The sequence below is a fragment of the Stenotrophomonas sp. RS-48 genome (assembly GCF_030053245.1).
In the GTDB taxonomy this organism is placed as follows: domain Bacteria; phylum Pseudomonadota; class Gammaproteobacteria; order Xanthomonadales; family Xanthomonadaceae; genus Stenotrophomonas; species Stenotrophomonas maltophilia_P.
Genome location: NZ_JASGBV010000053.1, coordinates 13,459 through 32,024 on the forward strand (window position 1 = coordinate 13,459; position 18,566 = coordinate 32,024).

Here is an 18,566-nt window from a genome sequence, read left to right on the forward strand (position 1 = left end):
CGGCTGGGGCACAATGTGCGGATGACGGAACGACTTCGCATTGCCGTGATTGGATACGGCACCGCTGGCCAGGCGATGGCCATCCTGCTGACCCGCGACGGGCACGACGTTGAGATCTTCGAGCGCGTGCCGACCCCTGGGCCGGTCGGCGCCGGTTTCCTGTTGCAGCCCAGCGGCCTGCAGGTGCTGTGGCAGATGGGACTGCTGGAGGCCGTGCGCGCGCATGCCGCGCCGGTGCATCGGCTTTATGGCGACACGCCGTGCGGACGTGCGGTGATGGACATGGGCTATGGCGGCCTCGATGTCCGCCTGCACGGTCTGGGCATGCAGCGCGGCGCCCTGTTCTCGCTGCTGGACCAGGCCCGCGATGGCGCCGGCCAACTGCATGCGGGGACCACCATCGACGCGGTCGATACCGCGCGGGGGCAACTGCGCGACAACGAAGGCCGCACCCATGGCCCGTTTGACCTGGTGGTGGCGGCCGACGGCGCAGCGTCGTCCCTGCGCGCGACCATTGCCGGCGGCGCTGGCCTCGACCGCGTCTATCCGTGGGGCGCATTGTGGTGCCTGCTGCCGGCCGGAGAGTGGCCGCACGTGCAGCAGCTGCGCCAACGCTACGTCGCCGCACGCAAGATGATCGGCCTGTTGCCGGTGGGCACGCGTCCGGGTGATGACACCCCGCGCCTGAGTTTTTTCTGGAGCCTGCCACGCGCCGACTTCGCGCGTTGGGAAGATGAAGGCATGCAACCGTGGCTGCAGGAACTGCATGCGCTCTGGCCCGAGGCCAGCGCACGCTTCGATCACCTGCACGATGCCGGACAGCTGTCCCGGGCGGTTTACCGCGATGCGGTGATGACCCGTTGGCATCAGGGGCGCATGGTCCTGGTCGGCGATGCAGCGCACGCGATGAGCCCGCAGCTGGGGCAGGGGGTGAACATGGCGCTGCTCGATGCGCTGGCGCTGCGAGACGCGCTGCGTGTGCATGGCGCTGGTGAGACGGCACTGCAGGCTTACCAGGCGCAGCGACGTGCGCATGTGGCGGTGTACCAGCGCTGGAGCCGCTGGCTGACGCCGCTGTTCCAGTCCGATCGCGATGCGTGGGCCAAGGCGCGCGACGCGCTGCTTGGCCCGATGGGGCGGCTGCCGGGGGGACGCGGGCACATGCTGCGGGTGCTCAGTGGAACCCAGCACGGCTGGTTCGGTTCGCTTGCTCTGGATCCAGCCTTCCTCGAAGCCCTGGCCCGGCCACCCGTTGCGCTTGCCACGCAGGCTGCCACGGCGGCTGCGTGAATCGCATCATCACGTGAATTAACGGTTACCTCACCGCGTCTGTGCGACAAGAGTGAAGCACGCCACAGCTGCGTCGCCCGTTTTCCTCTCCGTGATTCGAACATCGCGTGGCCCGGGTGGCGCCGCCGTCGCGGCCTGCTGCGGCCCGGATGTGCTGCGAGTTCACGAGGAGGACGCCATGTTGTTCGCGGTCGAAGAGCTGGAATCGGAAATCTGCAAGCTGCGGGGATTGCTGCAGATGCTGCACGAGGACCAGCCCGACGTTCTGGAGGATGTGTTCGAGTTCCATGTGGGCAGCCTGATCAGTCATGCGCTGCCGGAACACCACACGCACATCCGCGCCTGCGCGCAGGAAATGCTGTCGGCCGTCCAGGCACTGCCGCGCCGGCAGAGCAACGACACGCCCGATTTCCATCTGATGCCGGCGCTGGCGGGCGTCCGGCCGGCCTGACTGTCGCGCCCGCTGGCCTTACCGGCTAGGCATCGCCACCAGACCCTGTTCGACACAGGCGATGCGCCGTTCACCCTGCGCCGGTGCGATGACCCAGCCGCCGGTGAAGGCGGAGAATGCCGGCAGCACCGTCAATCCTTCGCGGAGCCAGAACGCCGGAAAGCGGCGACGCAGCGCCGGCAGTGCGATCTGTGGATGGATATGCCCGGCAATGACGTGCGCCGCGGGCACGTGCCGTGGTTCATGGCACAGCAGGAACGCGCCCAGCTGCACCTCGTCATGCAGCTCCACCTGCAGCGCCGCGTGCGGCAGGTGCCGATCATGATTGCCGCGTATCACATGCACCGCCAGCGCGGGGTGCTGCTCTCGCCATCCCAGCCATTGCCGGTACCAGGCCGCACGATGCGCCGGCCCATGCAGCACATCGCCCAGTATCCACAGCTCGCGGCAGGCCCTGGCCTGCACCAGCCTCTGCAGGCGTTGCAGGTCGTCGCGGGTACCGCCGGACGGCAGCGCGATGCCGGCGCGGCGGAACAGGTCGGCCTTGCCCAGGTGCAGGTCGGCGATCAGCAAGGCCTGCCGGGCCGGCCACCACAGTGCGCGCGCACCGAGCAGCAGCATGGGTTCACCGCCCAGCGTCACGGCCAGCTCATCGGCCATGGCGTCGCTCCAGTTGCTGTGCGGCACGCAGCACGCGGGTGCGCCAGTCTTCATTGCTGAACTGTCCTCGCAGGCGCTCGGCCCACAGCGGGAAGCCCAGCGGTGTCAGCGAGGCGGGATGCTGCAGTGACAGTGACTGCGTGCCGATGCGTTCGAGCACCTGCTGCAGGCCCGGCAGATCCAGGCTGTCCTGCAGCACTTCATGCTCGGCCAATGCCAGCAGCAGATGCTCGGGGTCGTGCTCGCGCAGCACGTCGTACAGCAGTCCGGCCGAGGCCTGCAGCTGGCGCAGCGAGCGCGGCGCGCCACCGGGCAGGCTGGGTACCAGCAGGCCAGCGACGCGTGCGATTCCGCGGAACTGGCGTCGCGCGAGCTCGCCCAGATTGACGGCGGCACGCAGGTCCTCAAGCAGCTGATCGGCCGCGAACAGTTCCTTCCATTGCTCCGCCTGCAGCTCGATCGGCTGCGTCGGTGCCAGCACCAGCCCGTGGTCATTGACGGCATAGCCGATGCTGTTGCGCTGCCGGCGCGTGCAGCGCAGCGCCAGCAACGCCGCCAGTGCCTCGTGGATGTGGCGTCCGGCAAAGGGATAGACGAACACGAACTGGCCTTCGCGGCGGCGCACGTCTTCCAGCAGCAGGTGCGCAGGCGATGGCCGGGCAGACAGGCGCGACTGCAGTGCCATCAGGGGGGCCAGCCAGCGCGACTCGGCGCTGTCGTCCGCGCCGGACAGCACCGCTTCCAGTTCGCGCCCGAGCGGCATCGACAGGGGCAGCTGGCCACCCTGCCAGCGCGGGACGGTGCCTTCACCGCCCTTGCGGGCCAGGCGCACATAGGCGGTCATGTCGCGCAGCTGCACCAGCTCCAGCATGCGCCCGGCGAACTGGAATCGATCGCCTCTGCGCAGGCGGCTGGCGAACTGTTCTTCCACCGAGCCGAGGCCACCGCCGCGCAGGAACTGCACACGCACGGCGCCATCGCTGCTGATGGTGCCGATCGACAAGCGATGGCGCAGGGCCTGGCGGCGGTCGTGCACGCGATGGTAGCCGTCCGCGTCGAGCACCACCTTGTGGAAGTCCGGGTACTGCGCCAGTGCCCGTCCCCCCTGCACGATGAAGTCCAGGACAGCCTGCCATTGCGCGTCGCCCAGCTGCGCGAATGCGTGCGTGCGCCTCACCTGCGCCAGCAGCGAGCGGCTGGTGAATCCCCCCGCCAACGCGCGGCTGACCGCATGCTGGGCGAGCACGTCCAGCGACAGGGTTGGCGGTCGCCTGGCTTCAACCACGCCGTCGCGCAGCGCGCGGCGGACGGCGGCGTACTCGGCCAGTTCCAGCGCATGGCTGGGCACGCACAGGATTCTGCCGCTGGCGCCGGGGCGATGCCTGGCACGGCCGGCGCGCTGGCGCAGCCGCGCCACGCCCTTCGGACTGCCAAGCTGCAGTACCTGGCCCACTTCGGGAAAATCGACGCCCAGATCCAGGCTGGAGGTGGCAACCACGCAGCGCATCGCACCGGCGCGCAGGCCGTCTTCCACCTGCTGACGCAGTGCGGGGTCCAGCGAACCGTGGTGCAACGCCAGCGTGGCGGCATCCTCCGGCCACACCGCCGCCAGCGCCTGGTGCCACAGTTCGGCCTGCGCCCGCGTGTTGGTGAACAGCAGACTGCTGCGCGCGGCCATCAGCGCTTCCAGCACGCGCGGAAGCTGCGCCAGGCCAAGATGTCCGGCCCAGGGAAAGCGCTCGCCCGGTGCCGGCAGCAGGCTGCTTACGGTGACCGGACGCTGGCGCGCGCCTTCGACGATGGGTGCATCCGGCCTGTCCGGCAGCAGCACGTCGCGCGCCTGCGGCAGATTGCCCAGCGTGGCCGACAATCCCCACAGCTGCAACGCAGGCGTGGTGTCGCGCAGCAGTGCAAGATTCAGCTGCAGCAGCACGCCGCGCTTGTTGCCCAGCAGTTCATGCCATTCGTCGACCACCACGCAGCGCAGCTGATGCATGCGTGGCAGGGTATCGGGGTAGGTGAGCAGCAGTGCCAGTGATTCGGGCGTGGTCACCAGCACGTCGATGCGCCCTTCGCGCGCCAGGCGCCGCTCGCGCTGGCTGGCGTCGCCGCTGCGCAGGCCCACGCGCCACCCCAGGCCGAGGCCATCGACGACCGATTGCAGTGCGCGTGCGGTGTCGCTGGCCAGGGCACGCAGCGGGGTTACCCACAGCACCTGCAATGGGCGCATCGCGCTGGGGCGGGCGGGTGCGGGCGCGGGCGCGATCATCGCCTGCAGCAGCGGTCCGCCGAACATCGCCAGCGTCTTGCCGCTGCCGGTGGGGGTATGCAGCAGGCCCGATTCGCCTGCCAGGTAGTGACGCCACATGGCGCGCTGGAAGGGCAGGGGTTTCCAGCCGCGGCTGGCAAACCAGCCGTTGAGCCGCTGCAGGGCCTCGCTCCGCGTCATCGTGCCAGGGCCTGCAGCGTCGCCAGCTGATCGGCCTCGCTGGCCGGCTTGTCGTGGCGCCAGCGCAGGATGCGCGGAAAACGCACGGCGATTCCTGATTTGTGCCGTGCACTGCGGTTGACCGCCTCGAAGCCGAGTTCGAACACCTGCTCGGCGCGGACGCTGCGTACCGGCCCGAAGCGCTCGCGGGTGTTGGCGCGGATCCAGCGATCGAGGGCGAGGATTTCCTGGTCGTCCAGGCCCGAGTAGGCCTTGGCCACCGGAACCAGCGCATCGCCGTCCCATACGCCGAAGGTGTAATCGGTGTAAAGCGTGCTGCGCCGGCCATGGCCGGCCTGTGCGTACAGCAGCACGGCATCGATGGTGAGTGGATCGACCTTCCACTTCCACCAGTCACCACGGCGCCGGCCGGACTGATACGCCGAGTTGCGGCGCTTCAGCATCAGGCCCTCCACGCCGCGCTCGCGCGCCGCGTCGCGCAGCGCGGCCGCCCGTGCCCAGTCCGCAGCGGGCACCTCCGGCGACAGCTGGATGCGCGCATCGCCGAGCGTGCCGAGCAGTTCCGCCAGCTGCACGCGCCTCTGCTGAAGCGGCAATGCGCGCAGGTCGTTGCCGTCGCGTTCGAGCAGGTCGTAGGCCAGCATCCGCACCGGTGTCGTACGCAGCGTGGTGGCGCCCGGCTTGCGGCGCTGGATGCGGGTCTGCAGGGCGGTGAAGGCTTTCGGAAGATCGGCCGGCTCATCCCAGGCCAGCAGTTCGCCATCCAGCACCGATCCCTCCGGCAGCAGTGCGGCGGCCTGCTCGATCTCGGGGAACCGGCCGTCCAGGCGCTCTTCGCCACGCGACCACAGCGCCACCTCGCCGCGACGACGCAGCAGCTGCAGGCGGATGCCGTCCCATTTCCATTCCAGCAGCCAGTCGTCGATGCTGCCCAGGCGATCACCGGGCTCACCTTCCAGCGGCGAAGCGAGGAAGAACGGATATGGCTGCTGGCGGTCCAGCGGCAGTTCTTCCGGCGACAGCAGCTGTGCGAGCAGGGTGGGCGAGGGCACCCAGGTGCCCAGCATGCGCTGCGCGATGCGCGCGATGTCCAGTCCGGACAGTTCGGCCAGTGCCTGCTGGACCAGCCGCTGCGACACGCCGACGCGCAGTGCCCCGGTCAGCAGCTTGTTGAACACCAGGCGTTCGTTCGCGGGCAGCTGGCGCCAGCCCTCGACCACGGCTGCACGTCGCTCGGGCTCGGGCTGATTGGCCACGGCCAGCAGATGCTGTTCGATCCAGTCGGCCAGAGGGCGGTCCGGCGCCATTGCCGTTGGGTCGTCCAGCAGCAGGGTCAGTGTCTCCGCCAGATCGCCGACCTGCGCATAGCTGTCCTCGACCAGCCACGCAGGCAGTCCGGCTTCCTCGCCGATCCAGCGGCGCAGCTCGCCGCTGGCAGCGATCTTCCGGCGCGCACCCCCGACCTTGCCACCACTGAGCAGGAACAGGGCCCAGGCCGCATCGTGCGGTCGCGCGTGACGGAAGTAATCGACCAGCGCCGCGCGCTTGTCCAGCGTGGCGGTGCTGCGATCGAGGCGTTGGTACAGCGCGGCGAAGGCCTTCATTCCTCGCTCCCGAAATCGGTGCGGAAAGCCTCCGCGGCGACACCGCGTTCGCGCAGGAACGGAATCAGCGCATCGGTGTTGCCATGCGTCGCGATGACGCGGCGTGCGCCGGTCTGCTCGATGGTACGCAGCAACGCGGGCCAGTCGGCGTGGTCGGAAATCACGAAGCCACGATCGACGTTGCGGCGCCGGCGGTTTCCGCGCAGCTGCATCCAACCGGAGGCGAAACCCAGCTGGTGGCGCCCGAAGCGGCGCAGCCAGGGCGTGCCGGCGGCCGAGGGCGGGGCGAGGATCAGTCGTCCGGCCGCATCGGCCTGGCGCCCCTGTTCGGCGACGGCGATCGTGCCCAGCATCGGGATGCCCGCAGCGCGATAGACGGCCACGCCATTGGCGATGGCACCGTGCAGCCATGCCGGCGGTTCGCCCCGTGCCAGCAGCTCGGCCAGCACGCGCTGGGCCTTGCCCAATGCATAGCAGAGCAGGACGGCGGCTTCACCGCGCTGCGCGCATTCCTGGCGCCAGGACGCGATCTCGGCAGCCACGGCTGCGGTGTCCGGCCAGCGGTAGATGGGCAGGGCGAAGGTCGCCTCGGTGATGAAGGTATCGCAGGGCACCACTTCGAACGGCGTACAGGTGGGGTCGGGCTGGCGCTTGTAGTCACCGGAGGCGACCCACACCTGCCGGCCATCATCGATGCGCACCTGCGAGGAGCCGAGCACATGACCGGCCGGATGCAGCGACACCTGCACCCGGCCCAGCGCAAAGGGTGCGCCCTCGGCATGCGCGTGCAGCGGCACGTCGCCCAGCCGCCAGCGCAGGATCGGCGCGCTGCCCGTGCTGCAGTGGTATTCGCCCATGCCCGGGCGCGCGTGGTCACCATGGCCATGGGTGATGACCGCGCGCGGCACCGGCCGCCAGGGATCGATGTGGAAATCGCCAGCAGCGCAGTACAGCCCTTCCGGGCGCAGCACCACAAGATCGTCGTTGCCTGCCATGGCTGCACTGTGGCGCGCGGCTCGTGCACGGGGTGAGAACCGGCCTGAACGCGGGCTTGGCGCAGCATGCGGCACAATCGGATCGCATACCTCTTGCCGCCGGATGGATCGCATGAGTGGACCGGGTTTCAGCAGCACTGCCCCCTTCGAGACCCATGTGGTGCTCAATCAGCCGCCACCGTTCGCCGGGCGCCAGCTGTGGACCGATGACGCAGCGTTGATGGAGGCGGTGCATCGCGAAGGCGCCGCAGCCTTCGTCCCGCGCCTGGCGCAGTACGGTGCGCTGGCCGGTGACGAGCTGTACCGGCTCGGATTCGATGCCAACCGCGACCGCCCGCGCCTGCGCACCCACGACGCGCAGGGGCATCGCATCGATACGGTGGAGTTCCATCCGGCCTACCACCAGCTGATGACCGCCGCGAAGGCGCATGGCGTGGCCGGCCTGTCCTGGCATGAGCCGCAGCCGGGTGCGCATGTTGCACGTGCGGCGCTGAGCTATCTGCACCACCAGGCCGAGGCCGGTACCAGTTGCCCGTTGACGATGACCCATGCGGCGGTAGCGGTGCTGCGGTCGCAGCCGAACCTGGCCGAATGGGCGCGCAAGGCCGCCGCACCGGTGTACGACCCGCGCGACGTACCGGTGGCCGACAAGGCCGGCATCACCCTGGGCATGGGCATGACCGAGAAGCAGGGGGGCTCGGATGTGCGCGCCAACACCACGCGAGCAGAGCCCATCGACGGCGAGCGCTATCGGCTGGTCGGCCACAAGTGGTTCTTCTCGGCCCCCATGTGCGATGGCTTCCTCGTGCTGGCGCAGGCACCGGGCGGACTGACCTGTCTGCTGATGCCGCGCCGGCTTGCCGATGGCGACCGCAATGCATTCCGCCTGGTGCGGCTGAAGGACAAACTGGGCGATTGGGCCAACGCGTCCAGCGAGGTCGAGTTCTGCGGTGCGCAGGCGTGGCGGGTGGGCGAAGAGGGGCGTGGCGTGGCCACCATCATCGGCATGGTGATGATGACCCGCCTGGACTGCATGCTGGGTGCCGCAGCGGAAATGCGCATGGCGCTGGCGCAGGCGCTGCACCATGCCCGCTACCGCCGCACCTTCGGCCGGTTGCTGGTGGAGCATCCGTTGATGGCCAACGTGCTGGCCGACCTCGCACTGGAATCAGAAGCGGCGACGGTGCTGTCGATGCGCATCGCGCGTGCGGTGGAACGTGCGTCCTTCGATGCCGGCGAGGCGGCGCTGGCCAGGCTGGGCACGGCGCTGGGCAAATACTGGGTGTGCAAGCGGGCGGCGGCCTTCGTCAACGAGGCGCAGGAATGTCTGGGCGGCGCGGGCTATGTGGAGGAATCAATGCTGCCGCGCCTGTACCGGCAGGCGCCGCTGAACTCGATCTGGGAAGGCAGCGGCAACATCCAGTGCCTGGATGTGCTGCGGGCACTGGCCCGCGAACCGGAGACGCTGGCCGCACTGCAGGCCGAGCTGTCGGCGGTGGCTGATCGCGATGCGCGCTATGCCGCTGCGCTGCAGCGCTGGGTAACGACCCCGGCTCCGGAAGAGTCGCAGGCGCGGATGTTCTGCGAGCGCACCGCATTGCTGCTGCAGGCGGCGCTGCTGCTGCGTGCACGCAGTCCGGTGGCGGATGCGTTCATCCGCAGCCGGCTCGGCGGTGAACATGGATGGGTGTTGGGCACCCTGCCGGCCGGGTTGGACCTGTCGGAAATCCTGGCGCGCGCGCTGCCGTAGCGTGGAATTCTGTAGAGCGCCGCAGCGTGGCTGCGGCGCTCTGCAGTACCGGACGCGGCTCAGTGCTTGGCTTCTTCCTTGGCCGCGTTCGCCTTCGCGTCATTTGCGACATCACGCGCCTTGTCGGCGACCTTCTGTGCGGCGTCCGCGGTCGCATCGCTGGCGTGTGCAGCGGCGTCGGTGGCGGCGACCTTGGCCTGGTCAGCAGCATTGGCGGTAGCGTCGGCCGCCTTGTCCAGCGCCTGCTGGGTATCGGCCGCCGCCTGCTCGGATGCAGCTGCCGTCTTGTCGGCGGCCTCGCGGGTAGCTGCGGCGGCCTGGTCGACTGCGTCACGGGCGGCGGCGCCTGCGCTGTCGGCAGCCTGCCGCGCATCCTGGCGGGCCTGTTCGGCTTCCGGGCCCTTGCAGGCGGCCAGGCCGATCAGCAGCGAAGCGGCCAGCAGGGACAGGGTCAGCGAGCGGATCTTCATGGCGGTCTCCGGTAGTGCACTGCGGCAATGGATGGGGACGCCAGCCTATTCACGCCCTTGTGAAGGCGGGGTCGCGGAACGCGATGCAAAGAAAAAGCCGCTGGCGAACCAGCGGCTTTTCCAGAACAGCGTGAAGAAAGAAGTTATTACTTCTTGGCTTCTTCAGCAGCGTCCTTGGCCTGCTCGGCGGTGCCTTCGGCAGCCTTGGCAGCGTCCTTGGCCTGTTCAGCAGCAGCGTCGGTAGCGGCGCCAGCAGCCTGGGCAGCGGCGTCAGCCGAAGCGTCAGCAGCGGTGGCGGCGGTGTCGGCGGCCTGCTGGGCAGCGTCGGCGGTCTGGGCGCCAGCAGCGGCGGCCTGATCGGCAGCAGCCTGGGCTTCGGTGGCGGCTTCGTTGGCCGAAGCAGCGGCGTCCTGGGCAGCTTCCTGCTTCGAGCAGGCGGCCAGGGCCAGAGCCAGGGACATCGCGACCAGCAGCTTGTTGATGCTCATTGTGTGAATCCTCGTCGTTAGATTAGGCAACGCGCAACTGCGCGCCGACAACATGATGACAAGCCACGTTTGGCTGTCAAGCGATCCCGCATTCATTTTTGCGAAATCGCAGTTAAACCTTTTTAAATCAATTCGATGGCAATTGCGGTCGCCTCGCCACCACCGATGCACAGGGTGGCAATGCCGCGCTTGCCACCGCGCGTGCGCAGGGCGTTGACCAGGGTCACCACCAGGCGTGCCCCGGATGCGCCGATCGGATGGCCCAATGCGCAGGCCCCACCATTCACGTTGAGCTTGTCGTGGGGAATGCCCAGTTCGCGCATCGGGGCCATCGCCACCACGGCGAAGGCTTCGTTGATTTCGAACAGATCCACCTGGTCCAGCGACCAGCCGGTCTTCTGCAGCAATGCGTGGATGGCGCCGATCGGTGCGGTGGTGAACCACTCCGGCTCCTGCGAATGCGTGGCGTGGCCGACGATGCGTGCCAGCGGGGTGATGCCGCGGGCCTTGGCGTCTTCCTCGGTCAGCAGCACCACGGCGGCGGCGCCGTCGGAAATGCTGGACGAGCTGGCAGCGGTCACGCTGCCGTCCTTCTTGAATGCCGGGCGCAGGGTCGGAATCTTGGCGATGTCCGAGCGGCCGGGCTGTTCATCGGTGTCGACCTCGACCTCACCCTTGCGGGTGGCCACCTTCACCGCGACGATCTCGTCGGCGAACGCACCGTTGGTCTGCGCCGCCTGCGCGCGCTTGACCGATTCGATGGCGTAGGCGTCCTGCTCCTCGCGGCTGAACTGGTACTTGTCCACGGCGCACTCGGCGAATTCACCCATGGCCTTGCCGTCGTAGGCGTTGACCAGGCCATCGTGGGCCATGTGGTCCACCGCCTGGAAGTTGCCGAAGCGGTTGCCGGTGCGCGAGTTGGGCAGCAGGTGCGGCGCATTGGACATCGACTCCATGCCGCCGGCAACCACGACCTTGGCCGAACCGGCTTTGATCAGGTCATGCCCGAGCATGATGGTCTTCATGCCCGAGCCGCACACCTTGTTGAGGGTGCTGGCACCGACGGACAGCGGGATGCCGGCGGCGATCGCGGCCTGGCGGGCGGGCGCCTGGCCAAGGTTGGCCGGCAGCACGCAGCCCATCAGGACTTCGGAAACGTCGCTGGCCGGGACACCGGACTGCTCCAGCGCTGCGGCGATGGCGGCCGCGCCGAGGGTCGGGGTCGGCACACCGTTGAACTGGCCGAGGAAGGAGCCGATGGCGGTGCGTTTGGCGGCGGCGATGACGATGTTGGACATGGCAATCTCGTTGATGCGTAAGCAATGTTCGGAAAGGAGACCGGGGGCGTTGGATGCGCTCCGGTTTCCCGGCAGACTGCGTGGGGGTCGGCCCAAGTATAGAGGGTCGGGGGTGGCTGCCGCTGGATGGCGCCGCATGCCCGCCGGGATGAAGGCGGGCCAACGTTCATGGGATGGAATCGATGGAACGCACGACGATGGCACGGTCGGTCCTGGCAGCGGCGCTGGCGATGGCGCTGACGGCGTGTGGGGGCGGAGGTGGCGGTGGCAACGTGCGCGTTGACCCGCCGCCCACCACGCCGCCGCCTGCACCGCCGCCGCCGACCACGCCGCCCCCGCCCAAACCGCTGGAGCCGGCCTTCGATGCGCACCTGTCGGTCACCCATGCGGGTGCCGCGCAGGCCACCGGTGCCACCGGCAGGGGCGTGCGCATCGGCATCGTCGATTCGGGCGTGCAGCGCGCGGCCGCCGCGTTGAACGGGCGGGTAGTGGCCAACCTCACCTACATCGACCCTGCCCGCAACAATCTGGGCGTGGACGATGTGGTCGGCCATGGCACTGCCGTCGCCAGCCTGGCCGCGGGCGCAGCGGTCGGGCGCTGGCCCGGCGGCATCGCGCCCGGTGCGCAGATCGTGTCGGCGCGGATCATCTCCGACAAGCCGCCGGCAGACGACGGCAGCGGCCAGGGCAATTCCTTCAGCGGCACCCTCGGAGTGGCCCAGGTGCACCGCGACCTGATCAGCTACAACGTCAAGGTGATGAACAATTCCTGGGGCGGTCTGTACTGGACCGACCTGCCCACCACCGCCCAGGTCGCCGGCGAGTACCGGCCTTTCGTCATCAATCACGGCGGGCTGGTGGTGTTCGCCGCGGGCAACGATGCGCGCAGCGAGCCCAGCAGCCTGGCGGCGTTGCCGGGCCAGGCGGGCGTGGCAGGCTCGCGACCGGCTGCGGATCTGGAGCGCGGCTGGCTGGTGGCCACGGCCGTCGATCCCTACGCGCCGGACACGCTGGCCGGTTACGCCAATGCCTGCGGCCAGGCGGCGCGCTACTGTCTGGCGGCGCCGGGCAGCGCGGTCTATCCGGATGACGCGGGCACCAGCTACTTCTGGAACTACGGCACGTCCTTCGCCGCACCTCTGGTGTCGGGCGCAGCCGCGCTGGTGTGGGAGCGGTATCCGTACTTCGACAACAACCTGGTACGGCAGACCCTGCTCGGCACGGCCAAGGACATCGGCGCCGCCGGCGTGGACCCGGTGTTCGGCTACGGCCTGCTCGACATCGGCAGGGCCATCAACGGGCCGGGACGTTTCGACTGGGGCGACGTGATTGCCAATGTCGACGCAGCATCCACCGGTTCGGTCTGGAGCAACGACATCGTCGGCAGTGGCGGCCTGGTCAAGCAGGGCGCTGGCGTGCTGGCGTTGACCGGCAACAGCAGCTACAGCGGTGCCACCCGCATCGAAGGCGGTGTGCTGTCGCTGCGCGACGGCGGCGTGATCCGTTCCAGCGTGAGCATCCTGCCGCAGGCCGATCCATCATCCAGCGGCCTGCAGTTCAATGGCGGCACGCCCCGCGTGGTCGGCAACGTGACCAACGGCAGCAGCGTGTTCCTGACCACCGCCAATACCACGGCGACCATCGAAGGCAACTACGTGCAGCAGGCCGGCGCACAGCTGATGATCGCGCTGGGGGCCAACGCGCTGCAGGTCACCGGCAGCGCCCGTCTGGACGGTGGCGTGCACGTCCACGGATTCGTCGATGGCTACGTGCCGCAGGACGGTACCCGGCAGGATCTGATCCATGCTGCAGCCGGCCTGACCGGCACCTTCAGCACCGCGGTCACATCCAGTGGCCTGCAGGGGCTGGCCCTGCTGCAGACCAGCTATGGCTATGACAGCAACAACGCATGGTTGAACCTGACCCGGATCAGTGTCACCGCCGCTGCGCGTGGGCTCGATGCCGGTGTGCAGACAACTGCGGCGCGGCTGGAAGGCGCGTTCGTCGAACTGGACGGCAACCACGCGTTGCAGGATTCGCCATTCGGTGGCGCAGCGGCCGGCCTGCAGCGCAGCACGGGCCTGGCGGCCACGCTGGAGAGCCTGTCCGGCAAGGCCCACGCACGGGCCGAGGCGGCAACCTTCGACAGCATCGACATGTCGCGACGCGCGGTGGCCGCCCGTTTTGATCGCGTGCAGGCTCTGCCTGCGCTGCGCGGTGCCTGGCAGAGCACGTTGGGTGAGGCAGGGCAGGGCAGTTTCGCCGGCAGCGCGACCGACAGCCGGGGCTGGATGGCCGGTCAGGACGTGCCGCTGGGCAGCCATGGCCTGTTGGGCATGGCGTTCGGTGAAACACGCAGCAACGGTGGCAGTGCCTTCAACGGTGATCGCGGGCAGGACCGCCAGGCGCAGGCGCAGCTGTATGCCGGCTGGAGCGTTGGGCGCGGTTATGCACTGGCGCAGTTCGGCACAGGGCGGTTCACCCGCGAACTGGACCGGCAGCTGCTGCTGGGTGCAGGTGCCTACGGCGTTTCCGCGCGCTACGGCGGTCGGTTCAGCAGCGCCAGTGTCGAAAGCGGCTATCGCTTCGGCACCGTCGGCGCGTCGTTGACACCGTATGTCGGTGCCAGTGGCACGCGGGTGGATACCGCGGCGTTCAACGAGCGCGGCGGCTTCGGTTTCGGCCTGCGGGGTGAAGCCAATCGTACGCAGCGCAGCCAACTGCTGGCGGGGCTGCGCGGCGAGCGCGGCTGGGGACGCTGGACGCTGCGCGGGCACGCCGAATGGCAGCAGCGCCTTCAGGGCGGCGCCGGGGAGTGGCAGGCCAGCTTCGTCGGTGTCGACGCGTGGGCACCGTTGCCAGGTGCCGACTCACCGCGTGGCAGCGCCCTGCTCGGGCTTGCGCTGGAGTCGTGGTGGGGGCGGAGTGGCCGTCTGAGCCTGGGCATCGATCAGCGTGTCGGCGGTGATGACGCACGGCAAGCGGCGCTGCGTTACAGCGCCGGGTTCTGATCGATCATGGGGTTGCCGGCGCCCGGAGGGGCGCCGTGCCGAGGCCCGGCAGGGGCGGTCAACCGCCGCGCAGATTGCCCAGGCGCGGGGTGCTGCGGCCCAGCGGCATCTTCAGCTTGCCGATCGACAGGATGCGGCTCTCGGCGATTCGGTCGGCCGCACGTTGCGGCGCGATGTTCTCGCGCTGCGACAGTTCAAAGATGCGTGTCAGGTTGTGGTAGATGCTGCGGATCAGGCGCATCGCGCGCTCGCGGTTGTAGCCATCGATCTCCAGCGACACGTTCATCACGCCACCGGCATTGACCGCGTAATCGGGTGCGTACAGGATGCCGCGCGCGTGCAGTTCATCGCCGATTTCCAGGCTGGACAGCTGGTTGTTGGCGGTGCCACAGATGATCTTGGCCTTGATCCGCGGCAGGGTGTCGGCATTGATCGAGCCTTCCAGCGCGCACGGCGCGAAGACGTCGGCATTCACTTCGTGGATCTCGTCCGGCTTCACTGCTTCGGCGCCGAAATCGCTGACTGCGCGATCGACCAAGGCCGCGTCCAGGTCGGTGACATACAGCTTCGCGCCGCGGTCGCGCAGCAGCTTGACCAGTTCCATACCGATGTGGCCCAGGCCCTGCACCGCGATGCTGGTCTTGCCCACTTCCTCGTGGCCGAACTTGAAACGCATCGACGCCATCAACGCCTGCAGCGCGCCGTAGGCGGTGAACGGTGCGGGATCTCCGGAGCCGCCATGCACCTGGTGGACGCCGGTCACGAACTGGCTTTCCAGGTAGATGTTCTCCATGTCGTTGACGTCGGTACCGACGTCTTCGGCGGTGATGTAGCGGCCACCCAGCGAATCGACATAGCGACCGAAGGCGCGGAACAGGACTTCGGTCTTGTCCGCTTTCGGATCGCCGATGATCACCGCCTTGCCGCCACCGACATTGAGGCCGGCCAGCGCATTCTTGTAGGTCATCGTCCGGCTCAGCCGCAGCACGTCGGCCAGCGCTTCGTCGGTGCTGGCATAGGGACGCATGCGCACGCCGCCCAGGGCCGGGCCCAGGGTGGTGTTGTGGATGGCGATGATCGCCTTCAGGCCGGCGTCATGGCTGTGGCAGAACACCACCTGTTCGTGGCCGGTGGTGGCGAGGGTTTCGAATAGCATGGCGTCTCCGATGGTGCGAACGGCGGCGAACTGCAGCGAACGACCAGTGAACGGTAGGGTCCCAAAACAAAAAAAGCGACGTCGTCGGTGCAGGGGGACGGGTCGCGCGGCGCCATTCTAGTCCATTCCCCGAGTGTCTGCCGTCGACGTCGACGGGCACTGCGGGTTAAAGAAGATGAAAGCGCGGCCGATGCTGCGTCGATGGCCAGTGGCCGGATCGTGTGAAGAGACAGAGACGGGCCATGGCGAGCGCAGTACGACATCGACAGGATCACGGCCGGTGACGCTGGCCTGGGCACGCAGGGTACGCGGCTGGCTTGCGTCGCTGACCGGCGCGGCGCCGTCGCGTCTGTCGGCGGGGCCGCGTCAGGCGGTGGCCGCTGCGGCTGCCCGCCTGCAGGGAGACCCAGTGCCCCCGGGAGAGATCGCCGCGCAGCTGCAGCGTGGCCTGCACGCGCTGGCGCTGTACCCGCGACTGGCGGGCGAGCCCGGCCCTGTCGATGCCGCCAGCGCCGGACTGGCACAGGCGGTGGCGGACGCGCTGCAGGATCGCGACTGGGCGACGCGGCAGCTGCCGCGCCGGCCGCAGCTGCTGCCGCAGCTGATCCAGACCGTCAACGATGATGCCGCCTCGGCACGGGTGATGGCGGCGATCATCGGCCAGGATCCGGTACTCACGGGCAACCTGCTGCGCATCGCCAACAGTCCCGCGTACAAGGTCCACGAACGCCCGGTCGAGAGCCTGCAGCGGGCGGTGACCCTGGTCGGCACGGAAGGCGTGCGGCAGATCATCAGTGCGGTGCTGGTGCAGCCGGTGATGCAGGTTCAGTGCGAGCGGTTCCCGCAGTTCAGCACGATCACCTGGGAGCACGCCCTGCTGGCATCGCGTGCTGCTGCCGACCACGCACGCAGCGTGAACTCCGGCGATGCCTTCGCCGCGCAGTGGCTGGGCCTGGTGCAGGGACTCGGTGCGGCGCTGGTGATGCGCCAGCTGCTGCAGGAAGCCCAGGCGCGCGGCGAGGACGTGCAGCCGGCCCTGGCCCTGCAGCTGCTGCAGCAGTGGTCGTTGCCGCTGGCACAGCGGGTGGCCGCCGCCTGGGAGCTGCCCGACCCGGTACACCAGACCCTGGCGACCGACGCCTCGGGCCCTCTGTCCGACAGCCTGCGGCTGGGCAGCGCAGCGGCGGCGGCGAGCCTGCTGTGCCGGCATGGCCACTCCACCCAGGGCCGCATGCTGGCCCTGCTGGAGCAGCTGCCGTCGGCTCCGCCCCATGCGCTTCGCTGGATCTGGCGGCGCCTGCATGGTCGCAGCGTGGAAACACTGGACGACGCCCCGCATGAAGGCGAGGCCAGGGCACACTGAGCGCTACAGCTGCGATTCCACCGGCAGCCAGCTGATGATCCGCGACAGCCAGCGCTGGCGCCGCGTAGCACCTGGCTCGTCCTCCACCCAGCGCGGCGGAGGCTCACGCTCCAGCCAGCGCAGCCGATCGCGGTTGTCCACTGCCAGCCACCAGCTGTGCCTGGCGTCGGCCAGGCGCAGGTACTCGTCGCGCAGCTGCGCGCCCAGCACGGGATCGTCGAACAGCACCCCCATTTCGGTGTTGAGATAGGCCGAGCGCGGGTCGAGGTTGAAGGAACCGACGAAGCCACGGTGGTCGTCCACCAGGAAGGCCTTGGTGTGCAGGCTGGCCCCGCTGCTGCCGAACAGGCCTGCATCGCCCGCCTGGCCCTGTGCCTTCAGCTCATACAGGTGCACGCCGGCGTTCAGCAGGGGCACGCGGTAGCCCATGTAGCCGCCGTGCACGGCCGCAACGTCGTTGGCGGCAAGGGAGTTGGTCACTATGCCCACGTGCACGCCGCGCGACGCCATTGCCGAGAGCCCGTCCAGGCCCTCGTTGCCCGGCACGAAGTAGGGCGAAATCAACAAGGCCTTGCTGCGCGCAGACTCCAGTTCACCGATCAGCCCGGTAACGAGCCAGCTGCCGCGGTCGTCGTTGCGGTGTTTCATCGGCGGATCCGAGACGATGCGCACGGTGCTGCTCCAGTGCAGCGGCTCGGGGCTGGGACGCTGCCGATGGCGTGATTCGGCCACGCGCGCAAGATAGGGCCGGGCAGCATCGCGCTGCGCTTCATGGTCGGACTCACGCACCAGAAGGCGAAGCTGCGCGTCGGTATGGAAGGCCAGCGCGGAGACCGGAATCGCCGCCGGGCTGTTCCAGTAGTCGTCGAATATCCGGTTCGCCTGTGCAACGGCAGGGCCGGCGACCAGCAGGTCCAGGTCCTGGAAGTTCACATCCGTGCGCGCGCTGAAATACTCCTCGCCGATGTTGCGGCCACCGACGATGGCAACACGGCCATCGGCGATCCAGCTCTTGTTGTGCATGCGGTGGTTCACGCTGAAGAAGCGCTGCACCATCTCCACCATGCGCAGGATGCCGCTGCGGTTGCGGAACGGATTGTAGAGCCGGATCTCGATGTTCGGATGCCGGTCCAGCGCCATCATCAGCGCGTCCTTGTGCTTGGCATTCATGTCGTCCAGCAGGATGCGCACGCGCACCCCGCGCTCGGCGGCGTCATGCAGCGCTCTGGCCATCAGGTGACCGATCAGGTCGTCGTGCCAGATGTAGTACTGCAGGTCCAGACTGCGCCCGGCCTGCGCGGTGATCATCGCGCGCGCCGCGAATGCATCCATGCCATCGCCGAGGAAGGCCACGCCGGATTGCCCGGGGTGCGCCTCCTGCAGCGGCACGACCTGCTGGTCGATGCGGGTCTGCGCCGGTTGCAGCGGCAGTACGTGCGACGGCTCACCGTGCGCCTGTGGCGTCAGGTGGTCGGCCAGCAGCAGTCCGGACAGGACCAGCAGCAGAAGGATGGCGAAGATGATCGCAACGACGCGCAACAGGCGTCGCCACACAGGCGCAGGCGGGCTCATGGCCCCATG

14 protein-coding genes are annotated in these 18,566 nt (G+C 68.9%); 5 read left to right on the forward strand and 9 right to left on the reverse strand.

Annotation, left to right across the window (positions count from 1 at the left end; translation table 11 throughout):
• Positions 1–21: 21 nt before the first annotated feature.
• Positions 22–1,290, forward strand: coding sequence for an NAD(P)/FAD-dependent oxidoreductase (locus QMZ25_RS10955; RefSeq protein WP_065174844.1), 1,269 nt, complete (start codon positions 22–24; stop codon positions 1,288–1,290).
• Positions 1,291–1,468: 178 nt separating this feature from the next.
• A complete protein-coding gene (locus QMZ25_RS10960) occupies positions 1,469–1,741 on the forward strand; it encodes a hypothetical protein (protein ID WP_053519542.1) in 273 nt (90 codons plus the stop codon).
• Positions 1,742–1,759: 18 nt separating this feature from the next.
• On the opposite strand, the gene pdeM is transcribed toward QMZ25_RS10960, so the two are convergent.
• From pdeM to QMZ25_RS10980, 4 genes are read right to left on the reverse strand one after another with little or no spacing between them, the layout of a single operon-like run.
• Positions 1,760–2,401: a ligase-associated DNA damage response endonuclease PdeM gene (gene pdeM / locus QMZ25_RS10965; protein ID WP_283219635.1), complete on the reverse strand. Its 642-nt coding sequence runs from the start codon at positions 2,399–2,401 to the stop codon at positions 1,760–1,762.
• Complete coding sequence (locus tag QMZ25_RS10970; protein ID WP_283219636.1) at positions 2,391–4,850, reverse strand: ligase-associated DNA damage response DEXH box helicase; 2,460 nt, start codon at positions 4,848–4,850, stop codon at positions 2,391–2,393. Before QMZ25_RS10970 ends, pdeM begins: the two co-directional genes overlap by 11 nt.
• Entirely contained in the window at positions 4,847–6,454 is a 1,608-nt protein-coding gene (locus QMZ25_RS10975; protein ID WP_065174847.1) for an ATP-dependent DNA ligase, read from the reverse strand. The genes QMZ25_RS10970 and QMZ25_RS10975 overlap by 4 nt, the downstream gene beginning before the upstream one ends.
• Entirely contained in the window at positions 6,451–7,449 is a 999-nt protein-coding gene (locus tag QMZ25_RS10980) for a ligase-associated DNA damage response exonuclease (protein ID WP_283219637.1), read from the reverse strand. Before QMZ25_RS10980 ends, QMZ25_RS10975 begins: the two co-directional genes overlap by 4 nt.
• A 112-nt stretch (positions 7,450–7,561) precedes the next feature.
• On the opposite strand from QMZ25_RS10980, the gene QMZ25_RS10985 reads away from it, so the two are divergent.
• On the forward strand, positions 7,562–9,199 hold the full coding sequence (locus QMZ25_RS10985) for an acyl-CoA dehydrogenase family protein (RefSeq protein WP_283219638.1): 1,638 nt from the start codon (positions 7,562–7,564) through the stop codon (positions 9,197–9,199).
• Positions 9,200–9,258: 59 nt separating this feature from the next.
• Here the strand turns inward: QMZ25_RS10985 and QMZ25_RS10990 are convergent, their stop codons facing one another.
• From QMZ25_RS10990 to QMZ25_RS11000, 3 genes are all read right to left on the reverse strand, one after another.
• Positions 9,259–9,669: a hypothetical protein gene (locus QMZ25_RS10990; protein WP_053519548.1), complete on the reverse strand. Its 411-nt coding sequence runs from the start codon at positions 9,667–9,669 to the stop codon at positions 9,259–9,261.
• Between the two features lie 146 nt (positions 9,670–9,815).
• On the reverse strand, positions 9,816–10,157 hold the full coding sequence (locus QMZ25_RS10995; protein WP_053519549.1) for a hypothetical protein: 342 nt from the start codon (positions 10,155–10,157) through the stop codon (positions 9,816–9,818).
• A 122-nt stretch (positions 10,158–10,279) separates the two neighbouring features.
• A complete protein-coding gene (locus QMZ25_RS11000; RefSeq protein ID WP_180876121.1) occupies positions 10,280–11,455 on the reverse strand; it encodes a thiolase family protein in 1,176 nt (391 codons plus the stop codon).
• Between the two features lie 182 nt (positions 11,456–11,637).
• Here QMZ25_RS11000 and QMZ25_RS11005 point away from each other — a divergent pair, with 182 nt between their 5' ends.
• Positions 11,638–14,466 (forward strand): autotransporter serine protease, encoded by a 2,829-nt coding sequence (locus QMZ25_RS11005; protein WP_283219639.1) that lies wholly within the window; start codon positions 11,638–11,640, stop codon positions 14,464–14,466.
• A gap of 58 nt (positions 14,467–14,524) precedes the next feature.
• Here the strand turns inward: QMZ25_RS11005 and QMZ25_RS11010 are convergent, their stop codons facing one another.
• Positions 14,525–15,622, reverse strand: a complete 1,098-nt coding sequence (locus QMZ25_RS11010) for a Glu/Leu/Phe/Val dehydrogenase dimerization domain-containing protein (protein WP_053519551.1) — start codon at positions 15,620–15,622, stop codon at positions 14,525–14,527.
• 280 nt (positions 15,623–15,902) lie between these two features.
• Here QMZ25_RS11010 and QMZ25_RS11015 point away from each other — a divergent pair, with 280 nt between their 5' ends.
• On the forward strand, positions 15,903–16,985 hold the full coding sequence (locus QMZ25_RS11015) for an HDOD domain-containing protein (RefSeq protein WP_283219640.1): 1,083 nt from the start codon (positions 15,903–15,905) through the stop codon (positions 16,983–16,985).
• Between the two features lie 3 nt (positions 16,986–16,988).
• On the opposite strand, the gene QMZ25_RS11020 is transcribed toward QMZ25_RS11015, so the two are convergent.
• The gene (locus tag QMZ25_RS11020; RefSeq protein WP_283219641.1) at positions 16,989–18,557 is read right to left on the reverse strand and encodes a phospholipase D family protein; all 1,569 of its coding nucleotides are present in this window, start codon (positions 18,555–18,557) and stop codon (positions 16,989–16,991) included.
• Between the last annotated feature and the right edge of the window lie 9 nt (positions 18,558–18,566).